The following is a 17,423-nucleotide window of genomic DNA, read 5'->3' on the forward strand; positions in this document are numbered from 1 at the left end:
GGTGTGTCAAAACGGTTGATGGCACACCCTCATTTTACAACACATTATTTCACTTCTTTAACGACAGAAATTTGAGATACACCGTTTTCATTGAAAGATTCGATAGCAAAATAATATTTCTGGTCGGTAGAAAGACATTTCATCAGATGCCTACACTCGTCACCATACACCATCCAAGAACTGTAAAGCTTGTCCGGTGCAATACCCCAAAGGATGTTGTATCCTTGTGCACCTTTCACCGGTTTCCAAGTCAGCGTGATGTCACGGCGATCTTCGTGACGGCGAGGGTCAAATGTCTTCACTTGAGCAGGCGCCTTACCTTCGCCCAGACCGAAAATACGGATGGCAGAAATGGAAAGGTGCGGTGTGGGAACATGGATGTTTTTGTAACGTACATAACGTACCCGGGCAGGGATTTCCAGTTCCACATAATCGTGCGGAGTGTCTTTGAAACTGTTGCTACGGTTGACAAGACGTATCCAGTTGACGCCATCTACGGAACCTTCGATAGTGTAACGGTGGCGCAAATCGGGATAACGACCATACATATCACTCTTATAATCGTTGTAATTCACCTGAATAGCGTTTACAGTGGCAGGTGCCTGAAGGTCTATCTCCACCCACTGCGTTTCATCGTTGGAAGAAGCCAGCCAATAGGTCTTGCAATTCTCGTCCGTCAATCCGGCAGCAGTATGACCTTCTACAGCCGAAGAACCTCTGGCAGGCTTGTTGTAAGAAAGAAGCATCCAGCCGCGGAACTCCCCTTTCTTTCCCGGCACAGTAGGTGCATAACGGGGATAATCTCCAAAACGGGTGTCACAATACATGATGCCGTCTTCGTCAAAATAAGTAGGGAACATGCAGAGACGGCGTTCCCAGTGCATATTAATGGGCAGAGCCATAGAACCGAAATGCCAATATTGCCTACCTGGTCCGAGCACCGTACTTCCATGACCGGCACCGTTGATATAACCGCCAGGCTTATAGGAAATGGGGTTATGTTTCTGATAGGTATAAAGTCCCATCGGATGGTCGGCCACATATACACCATCGGCATATACATTGAACTGAGTGCCCGGAGCGGCATATTGCATGTAATACCTCCCGTTGTGCTTTGTCAACCACGGTCCTTCGATATAGCCGCCCAGCACGGTATCGGCATGATTTTCTCCAAAACGTTCCCAACCATGTTTCTCTGGGTCGAGATTGAAAAGTTCCAGCTTCTCGCCTTCTTGTATGAAACGATGGTTCTTGTTGAGCTTCATGCCGCGAATGGGCCACTTGTTGGAAGAGCCCCAGAACATGTAAGCACTGCCGTCATCATCAAGAAAAAGGTCAGGGTCTTGCAAGTTGGTGATGATGGCAGGAGTGGCTTTCCAGTTACCCGACTTGGGGTTGTCGGTATAAAGCACACTCATCACACCCGAAGGATCGCCACAGACATAAAGTACTGAATCCTTGTAGTTATGTGCCGCCGGAGCGTTACAACCTTGTGGATACCAGTTTTCCCCCGGATTGATAAAATTCCAGTTTTGCAAATCCGTAGAATGCCAGTAGCCGTGCGTACGGGTAACGAACATATAATATTCTCCACAAAACTCTACTACGGCAGGGTCGGCCCCCGAGCGGTAAGAGATGTCTTTCGAAGAATTGTATATCATATAGGTATAGTCTACATTCAGCGGATTACAATAAGTATCCATGCGCATGTCCTGCGCCAAAAGGGGAGACACCAAGCATAATAATGCCAGCAGCAGATTAGTAATCAGTCTTCTCATTATCTTTTATCTTTATTATCAGGTTATTAATGTTCAACATGTCTTCCGGTAGCTTTTCAGCGGCATAACTCCTGCGGCACATCGTATTCTTTTTGCAAGCGTGCCAGTTCAGCCTTCAGTTCGGTGGTAATCTTCTCCATTCCCTTCTTCCCATAAAGATTGTGCATCTCTTCAGGGTCTGTCTTGAGATCATAAAGTTCCCAATTGTCATCCACGTAGAAGTGCATCAGCTTGTAGCGTTCCATCTTCACACCGTAATGGGCACGCACACTGTGGAAGCCGGGAAACTCATAATAGTGATAGTACAAGGACTTACGCCAGTCGCGCGGCGTCTTGCCTTTTTCCACCAGTTCCTTGAACGAAATGCCCTGCATGTCCTGCGGAATGGAGATGCCGCACATATCAAGGAAAGTAGGAGCAAAGTCGATGTTCTGGGTCAGACCTGTAACTTGCGTACCCGGTTTGATATGTCCCGGCCAGCGCATCACCATCGGCATGCCAAAAGACTCTTCGTACATGAAACGCTTATCAAACCAGCCATGTTCGCCCAAGTAGAAGCCTTGATCGGTGGTATAGACTACAATCGTATTCTTGTCCAACCCCGTACGTTTGAGATAGTCCAGTATCTCGCCCACACTCTCGTCCACACTTGCTACACAAGCCATGTAGTCTTGCAGGTAACGTTGGTATTTCCATTCAGCCACTTCCTTAAATGAACGTGGCTTGGAATAGAACTCATTATTTCGATCGCGGTAAGCATCAAGGAAACGGCGGCGTTCTTCTGGTGTCATTGTTCCCATGAAAGCGTGCGGCCAAGGGTCAAAGAGCAGGCTGTCGCTATCGATACCCGCAACCATCTTCAAATCGTGACCTTCGTACATGTCACGGTATATATTCATCTTCTGCATCTGTGCTGCGTAACGTCCCTCATAGGCATCGTAATAATTATCGGGAAGTGGGAACTTGGCGTGTTCATACAAACGATAATGCCGTTCGGCAGGTACCCAATTGCGGTGAATGGCTTTGTGGTGCATCATCAGGAAGAACGGTTTGTTCTTGTCACGACCGTTGTCCATCCATTCCTCACAATATTGAGTGATGAGGTCGGTCACATATCCTTTATGAATAGTAGTGTCCCCCTCGGTAATGAACTGTGGGTTACAGTATTCGCCTTGGTCATTGAGAATCATCCAATGGTCAAATCCCGTCGGCTTGGAAATAAGATGCCATTTGCCGATGACGGCAGTCTCATAGCCGCCTTGTTGCAACAGTTTAGGCAACGTCTGCTGAGAGCCGTCGAAACCTAGTGCCCAATTCTTCATGAAGCCGTTTTTATGGCTATGCTTGCCAGTAAGTATCGCGGCGCGACTGGGGCCTGAAATAGAATTGCAGCAATAATTATTCCAGAACACAGCTCCTTCCTGCCCGATACGGTCAATATTAGGAGTAGGTGCCACTTTACCTATAGGATGACCATAGATACTCATAGCCTGCTGTGCATGGTCATCACTCATGATAAAAATAATGTTAGGACGTTCACCGTCTTGCCGGCCTTGTTCCTGAGCCTGAACAGCAGGAACCAATGGAAGCATGGTAAGTCCTAAAGATAGTTTATGATTCATCATCTTCAATGATTTATAAGATTTTTCAATTTATCATATCAACGTAAAAATAGATTCATTCCGCTCATCTGCCGACGATGTTCCTACCCAGAGCCGGAATTCTCCCGGTTCCACCAGCATCTTCATATCAGCACCACAAAAGGCAAGGTCTTCTTCAGTCAGCACAAATGTCAGCGACTTCTTCTCGCCAGCCTTGAGATACAGCTTTTGAAAACCCTTCAATTCTTTCACCGGACGAGTCACACTTCCCACAAGGTCGCGAATATAAAGCTGTACCACCTCTTCACCACCGACTTTACCGATATTGGCTACATCCACTGTAACGGTAAGTGTTTCCCCCTTTTTCAGCTCCTCCTTGTCCAACTTCAAGTTATCCACCTCAAAACTAGTATAACTTAAGCCATATCCAAAAGGATAAAGCGGAGAATTGGGACAGTCAATATAAGAAGACTTGTAGTCCATCTTCGGATTGTCCGGAGGAAGCGGTCGTCCGGTGTTCTTGTGGTTATAGTAAAGCGGGAGCTGCCCCACCGAACGTGGAAAACTCATTGTCAGCTTTCCGGCAGGATTATAGTCGCCTGCGATGACATCGGCAATGGCATGACCACCCATCGTGCCCGGATACCAGGCTTCGAGAATAGCATCCATATTCTCGTCCTCCCAAGTAAGTTCCAGCGGACGACCGTTCATCAATACCAATCCGATGGGCTTACCCGTTTTCTTAAGTTCCTTCAGCAAGTCGCGCTGCGAAGCAGGCAGGGTGATGTCCGTGCGGCAAGCAGCCTCGGCACTCCAGTTCTGGTCTTCACCGGCAGCAACCAGAATGACATCTGCCTGACGAGCCACGGACACAGCTTGTGCAAATCCTGCAGTTCCAGGCTTGCGAAGATCGCAGCCTTCGGCATAAAGAAAACGTACGTTCGAGTTTCCGTACTTTTTTTCCAACCCTTCAAAAAGAGTGACACTCCGTTGACGGTCTCCCCGTCCACCCCAACCACCGTTCACACTGTTACGTTCTTTCACCATAGGGCCTATCAAAGCTACAGTCTTACGTTCGGAGGGTTGTATCGGGAAAAAGTTATTCTCATTCTTCAACAATACTACCGACTTACGAGCAGCATCGCGCGCTGCTTCCAAGAACTCGGGTTTCATGATAGTAGCCTTCTCACGCTCCTCATTCAGATAGCGGTAAGGATCGTCCATAATGCCTAAAAGGAATTTCATCTCCAGAATGCGGCGTACGGCATTATCAATGGTTTCTTCGTTCACCTTGCCCTCTTTCACGGCTTGCAGCAGATGTGCATGAAACACACCTCCGGTCATATCCATCTCGATGCCCGCATTGGCAGCCAACTCGGCGGCATGAGCCTCGTTGCGTGCCACGCCATGGGGAACAAGCTCATTGATAGCCGTATAATCCGTCACTACAAAACCGTTGAACCCCCACTCATCACGAAGCACATCCTGATAAAGGAATTCACTGGAAGTGCAAGGCACACCGGAAATCTCATTGAAGGCAGTCATGAAAGTAGCCACACCCGCATCTTTGGCAGCCTTGAAAGGCGGGAAATAAATATCGCGCAAAGAGCGCTCGGACACATCAGTCGTATTATAATCACGACCTGCTTCAGCAGCACCATATGCACAGAAGTGTTTGGCGCAAGCCAGCATCTTGTCCAGCCGCATCAAGTCTTCGGGCTTCTCACCCTGGAAACCGCGTACACGTGCGGCAGAGAGCAATGAACCCAGATAAGGATCCTCACCAGAGCCTTCCATTACCCGTCCCCAACGTGCATCACGTGAAATGTCCACCATGGGGGCAAAAGTCCAGTTAACACCCACTGCCGAAGCTTCGGCAGCGGCAATGGACGCACTTCTTTCTGCCAGTTCGGCGTCCCAGGCACACGACTCGGCCAAAGGAATAGGGAATATCGTTTTAAAACCGTGTATCACATCGAAAGCAAAGAGCACTGGAATCTTCAACCGGGATTCCGCTAGCGCCGTCTCTTGTGTCTTGCGGATGGCGGCAGAAGAAGTGGCATGGAAAAGACTACCTATGTATCCTTTCTTCAATAGAGGTTCAATGTCCGTATTTACTTGCGGACCGGTCACAATATCGCTCTTAGCAGAATATTGGGTCATCTGACCTATTTTCTCTTCAAGTGTCATCAAGGCAAGTACAGAATCGACACGCTCTTCTATCCGTTTGTCACCGCTGTAACTCTGCCAATCACCAGCTCCTGAAGTACATGCCGTACCCACAGAAAGTATCAAGGCAGCTCCAATCAATAAATTCTTTTTCATAGTAAATGCTTTTATAGTTTTAAGATAGACATTACGGGAGCATGATCGGAGAGATAGCCGTTGTCCGGCTTATCATCAATGGTTCGGTAACGCTCCACCTCTACAGCACCTTTTATAAAAATAAAATCTATCAACCTACGTTTCTCTACCGGGATGCGCCCGAAGTCATGGAAACTCCACGTCGGTCCGTAAGCGACTTTCGCCGTAACGCAAGCATTCTTCATTCCACCTTCCGTCAATACAGTGACCGGCTCGGAATCTACCGTTCCATTAAAGTCTCCGGTAACAATTACCGGAAGGTCACCCGCCATTTGTTTTATCTTCTCAAGTATCAGCACGGCACTTTCGCGACGTGCCACTTTACCTACATGATCGAAATGAGTATTGAAAGCTGCTATTTCCCTACCACTCACCTTGTCTTTCAGTACAGCCCAAGTCACAATACGCTCGCAAGCCGCATCCCAGCCTTTCTTTCCGATGGAATCAGGAGTTTCACTCAGCCCAAAATTTCCACTCTTCAATAGTTCGAAACGGTCTGTCTTATAGAAAAGAGAGCAATACTCACCTTTCTCTTTTCCATCTGCACGACCTACACCGAGAGCGGTATATTGCGGAAGACGCTCCTTCAAGTCATCGAGTTGGTTCTTCACCACCTCTTGCATGCCTATAATGTCCGGAGCATAATAAGCAATCATTTGTGCCGCATGGTCCTTGCGGTATTTCCAATTGTTCATACTGTCCGCCACATGATCCAGACGGATGTTGAACGACATCACCTCTACTTTGGCTTCCGGTTGCCTGCCGCACGAGGCGACAAGCAATGCGAAAACAACCAATACACTATTGATAAATACGTTTTTCATGGTTACAAACCTTTTTAATCTATGTAAAACCTAATCAAAATCAAAGAATCCTATCAAACAACCTAATCGACCTTGTTCAAATAAGGAGAAGTAAAGCCTAATCTCCTCAAACCCTTCTGCACATCGGGATGACTCATGAAAAGTTTCCAAATCAAACCGGTACGATAGTTCTCTATCATCACAATAATCGGCCCTTGGTCAATGGCAAGATACGAAGGTGCAAACCAATTCTCCGTCAAATTGAACGCATCCTTGAAACCATATTCACCCCAAAGACGGTCACCCAACTCTTCATAGAAATAACGCATGGCTTCCAAAGAATATTCAGGTGCATATGGAATAGAGGAAAGAGCAGCGGTAGGCGTAATCACACCACGGTCATTACCGGGACTATGGGCAGAATAACCTTTGTCACCGTCACTGGCAGTCAATCCCCAACATTTTTCGCCGTAACCCTTGTAACCCTTCGGATTGTCAATGCAGTAGGCACGGTTAATCAAGGTATGAGCCTTCATCTGTTCCTCGTAATCGGCATAACGATCTTTCAAGCCACGTGGGTCAAGCCCCATGTAAGAATAATGAGTGAAGAAGAGAGGACCTCCCTTTCCGTGGTTGTTTCCAAGAGGAAGCTTGATGCCGTAATACTCCCGACCGTTCAGAAAAGTATTCGCATTGGCCCAGCCTTTATGATAAACGCTCTCGGCAATCGGATAAGTAGGGGAAGACGCGCCCAAAATGTAAACAATGTGACACTCGTTATGACCTTTAATCTGATGATTCATCGCCCATCCGTTGTTTGGCGACCAATGCCAATACATCACATCTTGTCCCTGAGTAAAAAAGTTCCATTCTGCTTGACGCCACAGATTATTGATTATCCAGCGGATACGGTTTTCCGTCGGATTATCCTTTGTAAAATACTGATGGGCAGCCAACAAGCCTTCGAACATGAAAGCGGATTCTACAATATCCGCTCCATCGTCCTTACGACTGAAAGGAATGGTCTTGCCGGTTTTACCATTCATCCAATGTGCCCACATGCCGTGATAGCTGTCGGTATTCTTGTCGCTCAGAAAGCGGACTATCTTCAACATACGTTCAGCGCCCTGTTCGCGAGTGACAAAACCACGCTCTATGCCGACAATGATAGCCATCACTCCGAAACCCGAGCCACCGATGGTAGCTGTCTCGGCACCTCCGTTGCTCCGTTCATGTGCCAATCCTGATTCGGGATGGGCAAAATCCCAAAAGTAACGGAAAGTCTGCTTCTGGACAAGAGTCATGAGTTCATCATCGGAGAGTTGCTTTTCTGTCACATCAGATGGTGGATTTATGGCATTTACCGAGCACGAACAAACCCCCAAAAACAAGAAAAAAAGAAATATATTTTTCATAATACCTATTTTTAAACATTTTAACCACATAAGAAGTAGGAGTAGCCTAAGGCTACTCCTCACACACCTTATTTATTTTGCTTCAATATTCCTTGAGAAATATCAATCTGCTTCTGTGGAATGTAGAATGTAGAATGCTGGCTCATATTGAAGTTTGTCTTTCCATGGGCCTTCAGCATCTTTTCCGCATATCCGGGAACAACTTTATCAGCACGAATCAAATCAAAGAAACGGTGTCCTTCCATTGCTAATTCAATGCGGCGCTCATTCCATATGATTTCACGCAACTTAGCTTTATTCCTCTCTGTTATTTTAGGTAATACAGTGGGATCATCACCGGACTTACGGGCACGGTCTCTGACCAATTCCAATTTAGCCAGGGCGTCATCTACTAATGGATCGCTTTCACCATTTGCCAACTCATTGCAGGCCTCAGCATACATTAACAGTACATCCGCATAACGCAAAAAATACAAGTGGCAATTTTGTTTAGCAAAATTATTGGCATTCCAATAAGTTGTAGGCCACATTGTCTTTTTATTGGCGCGCGGTTGTACTCCCGGTTCGTCCTTGAAGTTTATAACCCCAACTCCTTCCATATTTTCGCCATCGTAAATGATAGTAGCCTCCCGTCTCGGATCACCTGATTCATAAGCCTTATCCAAAGACTCTGACGGAGAACTGAATCCCCAACCTTTGAAACCTCTGACACCTTGCCACTTCACATATTCGGAAGCCTTATCTCTCGTCTTGTCTGATCCCCACAAATACTGGTCGGCCAACATCACTTCATCAGAATAATAAGAATCCGGGCTAAACAAATCACGGTAATTGTGATGCAGGTTATATTCTCCCCTACTTATTACCTGCCCTGCATATTGTTTTACACTTACATAATCTTGACGGAACAAATAAACTTTAGCCAACAAGCCTTCTGCAGTTCCTTTCGTAACTCTTCCTCGCTCAGCAATCCCCCATTCATCACGGGTTGGCAAATTCATTGCCGCATAAGACAAGTCATCAATAATCTGCTGATAAATAGCTTCTTCAGAAGCGCATGGCTGATCGTATTCATCGGGATTCTGAACTTTAGTAACCAAAGGTACGCCACCGTAAGTTCTCACCAGGTTAAAGTAAAAGAAACCACGGAAAAAACGCGCCTGTGCAATGCTTCTAATCTTTAACTGCTCATCTTTCAACACATCCAAATTATCCAATGCTACGTTACAGAATCCGATTCCTTTATAATTGCCAGTCCACCAGCCGTTCAATTCAGAAGTATAAACATCATAAGTAAAATCATTCAATGAATTCACGCGAGCATAACTACCGTCTGCCGGTGAACTTCCTGTATCAGAATTGTCACTCGGCACCTCCATAATGCCAAACCAAGAAAACCCGATCAAGTCCCAACTTTTCATTTGAGAATATATAGCATTAATTCCCATCAAAGCACCTTCTTCTTCCCCGAAGAAAATATCTTGCGTCAATTTCCCTTGCGGCTTTGTATCCAAAAAATCAGAACAAGAGGTAAAGACCAATGCTGAAGCTAATAAAAGTGAATATATCTTTTTCATAATCATTTCCTATTTTTATTTTCCATTAGAATGTAAGATTCAAGCCAAAACGGCAGGTAGCGGTAATCGGATAAATATCACGGTCAAGCCCCCCTAAGATTTCAGGAGTAAATCCGTTATAATTCGTAAAATAAAGCAGGTTATTACCTGAGAAGTACAATCTCAAATTCTGGATATGCACTTTTTGCATCAAGTTTTTTGGGAATGTATATCCCAATTCCACAGTCTGTAACTTCACATAGTTACCACTCTCAACATAACGGTCGGAAACAAAATAATTGTTACCCTCAAATGTCATGCGCGGAATGGAAGTATTCCTATTGTTTTCAGTCCATCTATCCAAGAACGAACGATCCCAGTTATCAACACCAGCATTTCTTTCAGCTTGTTTGGCATTATAAATCTTATTGCCAAAATTACCCTGCAAATCAATTGACAAATCAAAGCCTTTCCAAGCGGCAGTTATACCCAAACCACCGATAAACTTCGGAGTAGGAGAGCCTAAATCCGTACGGTCTTCAGCTGTTATATATCCATTGCCATCCGTATCTGCATAAATCAGATCACCCGGAGCTACATTTGCCTGATACTTCTTCTTCGCATCACCGGAAGCAGCCGCAGCCATCGCATTATACTGCTCAATCTCCTCATTACTTTGGAAAATACCAATAGTCTTGTAACCATAAAAATACTTGATTGGCATTCCTTCTTCTGTCATATGAACACTTTTTCCGGAACCTATATCCCCACTGGTGATACGTTTACCTCCCAAATTAGTCACCTCATTCTTAATTGTAGTTCCGGTCAAGCGGATGCCATAACGAAAATCCTTAAACGAGTCTTCCCATTTCACCGTAAAATCAAGTCCAGAGTTACGTACTGATCCCACGTTTGTTTCTACAGAGGCAAGTCCTACAGAAGCAGGAACATCCACATTTACCAACATTTCTTTTGTATCTCTTCTGTAATAGTCAAACTCTAAAGAAAAGCGATTATTGAACAAGCCTAAATCAAAACCAAGATCCAACTGCTCTGAACGTTCCCAATGGATTTGTGTATTATAAAGAGAAGTTACAGTACCACCAGAATAATAATCACCACCAAATACAGCATCATAAGTAGGGTCTACATTAGCCAATGCATAATATTTGTCATTACCAATCTTATCATTACCAATTTGCCCCCAGCTACCTCTAATCTTCAAGTTACTCAACCACTCAACATTATCTTTAATAAAAGCTTCTTCAGAAATCCTCCATCCGGCAGCTACTGACGGAAAATATCCCCAACGGTTATCCGGTCCAAACTTCGAAGAGCCATCGGCACGTATAGAAGCCGTCAACAAATATCTGTCCATTAAAGCATAGTTGGCACGGAACAAGTAAGACATCATGGCTTCATGTTTTCCATTATTCTCAAGTCCACGTGTATCGCTTGAAGACTGATCCAAATACCAATAGTCTTCCACTTCTGAGAAGAAATTACGTCCTGACCCACCTAACTTTTCATTAGTGTATTTTTGAGCAGTAATACCACCCAAAAGATTCAGACGATTTTTATCATTGATTTGCCAATCATAAGTCAAGATATTCTCCCACAGCCAAGTAAAATCTCTAGTCCATGTTTTAGACAAGCTGTTCTCATCTACCTTTTGATACTCCGAGATATAATACTTAGGAGTAAAATTACGACTTCTGCCATTAATATAATCAATGCCCAAGCTGGTCTTAAAATTCAACCCTTTAATAACTTCCCAATTCAAGAATGCACTACCCACAATTCTATCTTTCCAATTATCACTATTCATATAATGGAGGGTAGCAAGCGGATTAGCAGTAGATGCTACCTGAGGATCGGAGAAATTACCATTCTCATCATAAGGAGCAATGATAGGGCTCAGTTTATAAGCGGATTTTACAACTCCCTTATTTTCATTTTTTGTATGACTGAAAGAAGCCGATAAGTTATGCCCGATAGTCAAATGTTTGTTTATTTTATATGAATTATTGGCACGCAAAGTAAAACGGTCATAAGAATTTTCCTTTATGATACCATCCTGTTGGAAATATCCGGCACTCAAATTATAATGTACCTTTTCTGTTCCGCCACTAACAGCAACTTGATAGTCACGGACAGACGCTACTCGGAAAATCTCATCGAACCAATTGGTCCCTTTCCCGAAAGAAGCCGGGTCATCATAAACAAGACCGCCATCCGGATTAATATTCAAGTTAGCTTCATTTTGCAGCATAGCATATTCAGAAGCCGTACACATCTCAAACTTACCGCTATTTTGGAACTGAAATCCTTCACTGGCAGTAATGTTCACCTGTACTTTACCTTCAGCACCTTGCTTGGTGGTAACAATGATTACACCGTTAGCACCGCGAGAACCATACATGGCAGTAGCAGAAGCATCCTTCAATACCTCCATGGACTCAATATCATGGTTACTCAGGAATGATATATCGTCCATAAACATTCCATCAACCACATAGAGCGGATTGCTATTATTAGTAGTACCGATACCACGAATGCGCACTTCAGGAGAGCTACCCGGAGCACCGCTTGCAGAGATAAATACACCGGACACACGACCTTGCAATGCGTTAGCCACATTAGGTGTAGAAATCTTTTTCAAATCATCGCTCTTGATAGAACCAACAGCACCGGTCAAGTCTGATTTACGCTGTACACCATAGCCTACAACTACAACTTCATCAATCAACATATTGTCTTCTTGCATTACTACATTAATAGTAGTACGACCATTCACTGCTATTTCTTGGTCTTTCATACCAATATAGCTATAAAGCAAGACAGCGTTACTGGGAACATTGGTAATCTTATAATCACCATCAAGTCCAGTAACGACTCCTTGTTGAGGAGCCCCCTTTACCGAAACTGTAGCACCAATAACAGTCATTCCCGTCTTGTCGGAAACGACACCCGAAACCGTAATTTTGTTCTGCGCCATCGAAACAACGGCAAACAACAACATCACACATGTAATTAATAAATTTTTCTTCATTTTGTATTGATTTAAAATTCTTTTGCAAAAGTATAGGAGCAATTGATGTATGTCAAAAAACAAACTACCACAAGATTACCACAACCTGCTCAAGCACTACAACGTAACTACTACAGCATTGTATAAAACACTAATTCCCAACAACATACACTAGGAAGTTATTTAAAGATTATTCAGACTGCAGGCCTATCCAAATAGAAATATGCTGTTGAAGTTACATGATCCTGGCGGTAGAAATTAACAAATCCTGGCGGAAAGTCTTTATCCGTGATATGTAGGTCTGAATCTTCATCTAATAAACGATAGAATTTCAGTTTACCGCTTCTATCTATAGTAACCGGTACAAGAGGAACCTTCGCCTTGTACAGTTCGAGTACCTTTTGATATGGAGCACCTCCAATCTGCTGCAATGTAACTCTTATATCATGATGAAAATAAATCGGGTCCTGCACGTGGAAACGATACATACTCCACCAACAACTGTCCGCATTTGCAATCGGACAACCTTGATAACGGTGGGAATACTCGCCCTGCCCCCAAGCCGTACCAATATAGTCTTCAACTCCCGTACCACTCAATGTGGGAAATTCCTTATCTCCGTCAATGTAGAACTTGATTTCACCTTCTCCCCACCAAGTAGTTTCATACGCCTTATTGGCAAAGATACCCAAGCTTACCCCCAAAAAGCGCCCCTTGCCCGATAGTTGGGGAAGAACAGTATAATCCACTCCCAACTTGGTGGATTTGTCTTCACGCCAGACAGCATGAAAATAGCTCATCTCCGAATCCCATTCCGGCAATTTAGTAAAGTTGATATCATAAAACAAGTGTGTCAGGTCCTCATCCGAGGTATTCACAAACACCACTTTGGCACCGGTGCGGTAAGGCATCGGAATAGAACAGTTAAAAGAACGCTTCTCCGGATTAGAAAAGAAACAGTTCTCAAAACGAGATGTACGTGACAGCGGATTCCCAAAAAAATCTCCCAATGGGACATCCACTGCCGGAACAACAGAATTATCCCAATAAAACTTGATACGCAACGCACGAAGCATCTTAGGGTTACGTTTGCTGACTGTCAGCCAAATACGGTTAATGATCCCGGGTCCTTGCTGAGACAACAAAACACAGCTGTCTCCCGCCATGATTCTGCCGAAAGCACTTCCTTTTGCACCTTTATTGACTTGAGCTGCCGTTCCCTTGGCACCGGTAGGATTTTCAAAACTTGTCCACCGCGTTTCATGACCTTCAGGCACTTTCCATATTTGGGCATGCCCCAAAAGAGTAAATGCTAATAAAACAGATATAACTAATAATGTCTTCATTTCATATCCTCCAGCAATTTATTCATTTCCCCAAAGGTCAGCCTTATTCCCTTTATTCTTTCTCCACTCATGACGCCATTTGTGCATCATCACATTGTTTACCATCGGCTTCAGCTTACGGCCCGCCTTGTCGGGTATGGTGGGAACAGCCGTCGCCTTGTCCTGATACCAGTAGGCAACGGTGGCCAGGTCGAGGGTCAGGCAATTGTTGTGCCCATGCTCAATGGTGGCTTTCAGCCCTTTCTCAAAGAAGACGGGATCTTGAATAAAGAACCGATAGACATGTGTACGCCCCAAGAATCCGACATCATTATTCACACGTGGATAGCCGAAGTAGATATGCTGGTAGGGCTCTTTCGGGCACCAGGCGGTGTTGAACAAATCTTCCGTACCGGTTCCTATCAAGGAAGCCTGTTTTTCACCGTCGATGAACCACATGTCATCGCCTTCACCATACCACATGGGGGTAGGGCACTGTACATAATAATTCAATCCCACAAAATGGCCCTTTCCCTTGATATCGGCAAACACATAATTGTCGGCTCCGTCCTTATTCTCCGTCTGCTTACCCACGGAACCCCACTCGGTCTCCCCCTCGGGAAGCGCTTCGGTAATCTCACGGTTGAACCACGCATGAAAACGCCCCATGTCCTTGGGCAGTTCCTTCATCTCCACATAGTCTATGTAGTAGTAGAAGGCGCCGATGTTGACATCCGTCTGATTCTCTATCTCAATGCGCGCACCTTTGGCAAAAGGCATGGCGAAATAGCTGCACAAACCCGTACCACCGTTGGGACCGGAAGAAAGGGCAAAAGAAGCATAGTTATACTGTTCGTTCCATCCCTGGCCGAAAAAGGGACCGATGGGGGACACGACAGAAGGCTCGTCGCTGCCGTCCCAGTACATCCGAAGGATGATGTCGTTACGGGAAAGCTGGCGCGGTCCCGGAGACATCGTTATCCAGATATGGTTGATTACGCCTGCCCCCTTGATGTCGGCCAAGACAGCCGTTTCGCCCGGCTTGATGGCCTTCAGGTGGTCACGGTTGTTGCCCGTACGGTCATAACTGCTGACACGGCGGTTGCGCAAGCCTTCCTTCATCTTGGCAAGGTCATACATTTCACTGGACATATTGGTCTGCGCAAAAGCGCTGCCTACTCCCATCAAAAGGGAGAATAAACCTACAAAAAACTTTTTCATCATGGTATTCTTCATTTTTCAAATTATGTTTTTCATCAATCTATCGGTTGTCACTTTCTTGTGGCATCCGACTTCCTTATCTTCTCCTCCAGTATCCGCGCCAGCCTGCGTGCCACTCTGGGATGCCGTTCATACACATTTGTGGTCTGGTATGGGTCTTCCTCCAAATTATAAAGCTGCACAGAGGGTGCATCCGGCTTTATCCGGGCATTTTCTATATCGCTGTTCACCCGATGGGTGAGCTGGAAAGCAGATGCCCCGCCCAAGTCATGGTCACCGACATTCTTTCCGGTAAATCCGCCGCTGTTTTGCGCCGGAATATAGACCCACTTCCCTTTGCGAATGGAAAGATGGCTCTTTTGGGAAGGACAGATAATAATATAGTCCCGAATCATTTTCCCGGGATTTCCGATAAGGGCAGGAAGCATATTGAAACTGTCCGGCCCGTCCTGCTCCTGCAATTCATATCCTGTGAGGGCAGCCAAAGTGGCAAGCATGTCAACATTGGACATCAACTGGTTGGATACGCTGCCCGCAGGAATCCTGCCCGGCCAGCGGGCAATCATAGGAATGCGATGCCCGCCTTCCCAAGCTCCGAACTTGAAACCAAGAAGCTTGCCGTTGATATGGTGTCCTGCCTTCCAAGCTCTCTGCCCTCCATGATTCAGCATTCCTCCGTTGTCACTGGTGAAGATGAGCAGAGTATTTCCCGCCAGCCCTTCCTCATCGAGGGTACGCATAATCTCGCCTACCACCCAGTCCAATTCATGGATTGAATCACCGTAAGGTCCTGCCTCACTGGTACCTACAAAGCGTTCGGCCGGTGTAAAAGGATGATGGATGTTGGTGGTAGCATAATACAAGAAGAAAGGTGAATCCTTATGTTCCTTTATCCACTGCACGGCCCGGTCTTTCAAAGTAGTGGCTACAGCCCGGTCTTTGTACAAACGGTGCGCAGCCGTGGCTCCACCAATAGAGTTGATACCGAATTTTTCATCGAACTCCTCCGTTTCTGCCCTCTTGCCTCTTACAAACGGGTCGTTGGAATCATAACCCACCACATGATGGTTCTCCACATAAACAAAAGGTGGATGACTGTTGAGAATAGGCACACCGAAGTAATAATCGAATCCCAATTCAAGTGGTCCGGGAGCCAGTTCCTTGTTCCAGTCCATCTTTTCGTCCGTACGGAATCCAAGATGCCACTTCCCCACGATGGCAGTGGAATAGCCGGAACGTTTCATCACATCCGCAATTGTGGTGCGTGCCGTATCAATTTGCAGAGTCTGATTCAGGAAGATTGCCCCCCAAATATCCTCACGGCAAGGATATTGACCAGTCATCAGTCCATAACGTGAAGGCGTAGAAACAGCCGAGGATGAATGAGCGTCCGTAAAGCTACGGCCCTGCGATGCCAGACGGTCTATATTGGGAGTCTTGACCTTGGTGGCACCGTAACAACCAATGTCGCCATAGCCCAAGTCATCAACGTTGATAATGATTACATTGGGCTTGACCTCAGTGGAAGCCGGAGATTGCTGCGCGACGGCAGGCAAAACGCTGAATCCCATCCCTACTGTGAAGGAGAGAGACCCGGTGAGAAGTTTGTGTTTCATGTTTCACTCAATTTATCGGTTAATACAACATCCTTGCAAATAGAAGGTCAATGAATCCTGAATATCTTTATCCCATTCAAGAACGTCATTCCCTTCACCGCCTCAAAGTCCACTGTAAGGTTTCCACCGGTTACGGCAATACGCAATTTCTTGGATATGCAACGGTTCCCGCCTACTTCTATCGCCGGAGAGAAATGGCTCAACCAAGGCCGACCGTTGACAGAAACATTGAAGACACTGCCGCGGAAATCGGCATTGTCTAGGGTAGCGGCAGCTCCCAAATCGTAAGTCACCCGTTCGGAACGTGCGTTCAGGTCAGCAAAAAGAAGTTCCACTTCATAGTCGCCGTCGGGCAAGTCGAAGCGATAGGCTTTGATGCCCTTGCGTTTGGTCTGGAGCAAAGGAACGTTACGGGTGTCTTTCACTTCGGCAGTGGTTCCGATACGTCCCGGAGAACGGCGGAAAATCTCTCCACCTATGTAGCCCCAACTCCCAGGAGTATAAGCTTGGTCGGGAAGCCAGCAAAGATCACTCTTGTCATCCGTAAAGAAACAGTTGCTGCCCACGTTCACTGCAAGTTCCAGCTGTCCGGAGCCGGCTACCGCGATATGGCGAGGCTGCATCTTCACAAAAATGTCCGAAACCTGCTCCACCTTCTTCCCTTGATAGATGCCGGATGCTACAAGCGTGTTTCTTCCCACAACAAGAGGTAC

General features: G+C 45.7%; 11 protein-coding genes. All 11 read right to left on the bottom strand.

Annotated elements, in window-relative coordinates; genetic code table 11:
* Positions 1–44: 44 nt before the first annotated feature.
* On the bottom strand, positions 45–1,778 hold the full coding sequence (locus M1B78_RS13590; protein WP_257940951.1) for a family 43 glycosylhydrolase: 1,734 nt from the start codon (positions 1,776–1,778) through the stop codon (positions 45–47).
* A 56-nt stretch (positions 1,779–1,834) separates the two neighbouring features.
* Positions 1,835–3,400, bottom strand: coding sequence for a sulfatase family protein (locus tag M1B78_RS13595; protein ID WP_257931374.1), 1,566 nt, complete (start codon positions 3,398–3,400; stop codon positions 1,835–1,837).
* Positions 3,401–3,433: 33 nt separating this feature from the next.
* Positions 3,434–5,704: a glycoside hydrolase family 3 N-terminal domain-containing protein gene (locus M1B78_RS13600; protein WP_257940952.1), complete on the bottom strand. Its 2,271-nt coding sequence runs from the start codon at positions 5,702–5,704 to the stop codon at positions 3,434–3,436.
* Positions 5,705–5,715: 11 nt separating this feature from the next.
* A complete protein-coding gene (locus M1B78_RS13605) occupies positions 5,716–6,567 on the bottom strand; it encodes an endonuclease/exonuclease/phosphatase family protein (protein ID WP_250706356.1) in 852 nt (283 codons plus the stop codon).
* A 62-nt stretch (positions 6,568–6,629) separates the two neighbouring features.
* A complete protein-coding gene (locus M1B78_RS13610; protein WP_250706358.1) occupies positions 6,630–7,961 on the bottom strand; it encodes a glucoamylase family protein in 1,332 nt (443 codons plus the stop codon).
* Between the two features lie 68 nt (positions 7,962–8,029).
* Entirely contained in the window at positions 8,030–9,538 is a 1,509-nt protein-coding gene (locus tag M1B78_RS13615) for a RagB/SusD family nutrient uptake outer membrane protein (protein WP_246866863.1), read from the bottom strand.
* Positions 9,539–9,563: 25 nt separating this feature from the next.
* Positions 9,564–12,569, bottom strand: a complete 3,006-nt coding sequence (locus M1B78_RS13620) for a SusC/RagA family TonB-linked outer membrane protein (protein ID WP_136008823.1) — start codon at positions 12,567–12,569, stop codon at positions 9,564–9,566.
* A 173-nt stretch (positions 12,570–12,742) separates the two neighbouring features.
* Positions 12,743–13,894, bottom strand: coding sequence for a glycoside hydrolase family 172 protein (locus M1B78_RS13625; RefSeq protein ID WP_229068109.1), 1,152 nt, complete (start codon positions 13,892–13,894; stop codon positions 12,743–12,745).
* A gap of 18 nt (positions 13,895–13,912) precedes the next feature.
* Entirely contained in the window at positions 13,913–15,109 is a 1,197-nt protein-coding gene (locus tag M1B78_RS13630) for a glycoside hydrolase family 172 protein (RefSeq protein WP_117990942.1), read from the bottom strand.
* Between the two features lie 35 nt (positions 15,110–15,144).
* Complete coding sequence (locus M1B78_RS13635) at positions 15,145–16,710, bottom strand: sulfatase family protein (protein WP_257940953.1); 1,566 nt, start codon at positions 16,708–16,710, stop codon at positions 15,145–15,147.
* Positions 16,711–16,757: 47 nt separating this feature from the next.
* Positions 16,758–17,411, bottom strand: coding sequence for a malectin (locus tag M1B78_RS13640; RefSeq protein WP_257940954.1), 654 nt, complete (start codon positions 17,409–17,411; stop codon positions 16,758–16,760).
* Positions 17,412–17,423: the final 12 nt, after the last annotated feature.

It is taken from the genome of Bacteroides muris (ex Fokt et al. 2023) (assembly GCF_024704895.1).
Taxonomy (GTDB): domain Bacteria; phylum Bacteroidota; class Bacteroidia; order Bacteroidales; family Bacteroidaceae; genus Bacteroides; species Bacteroides muris.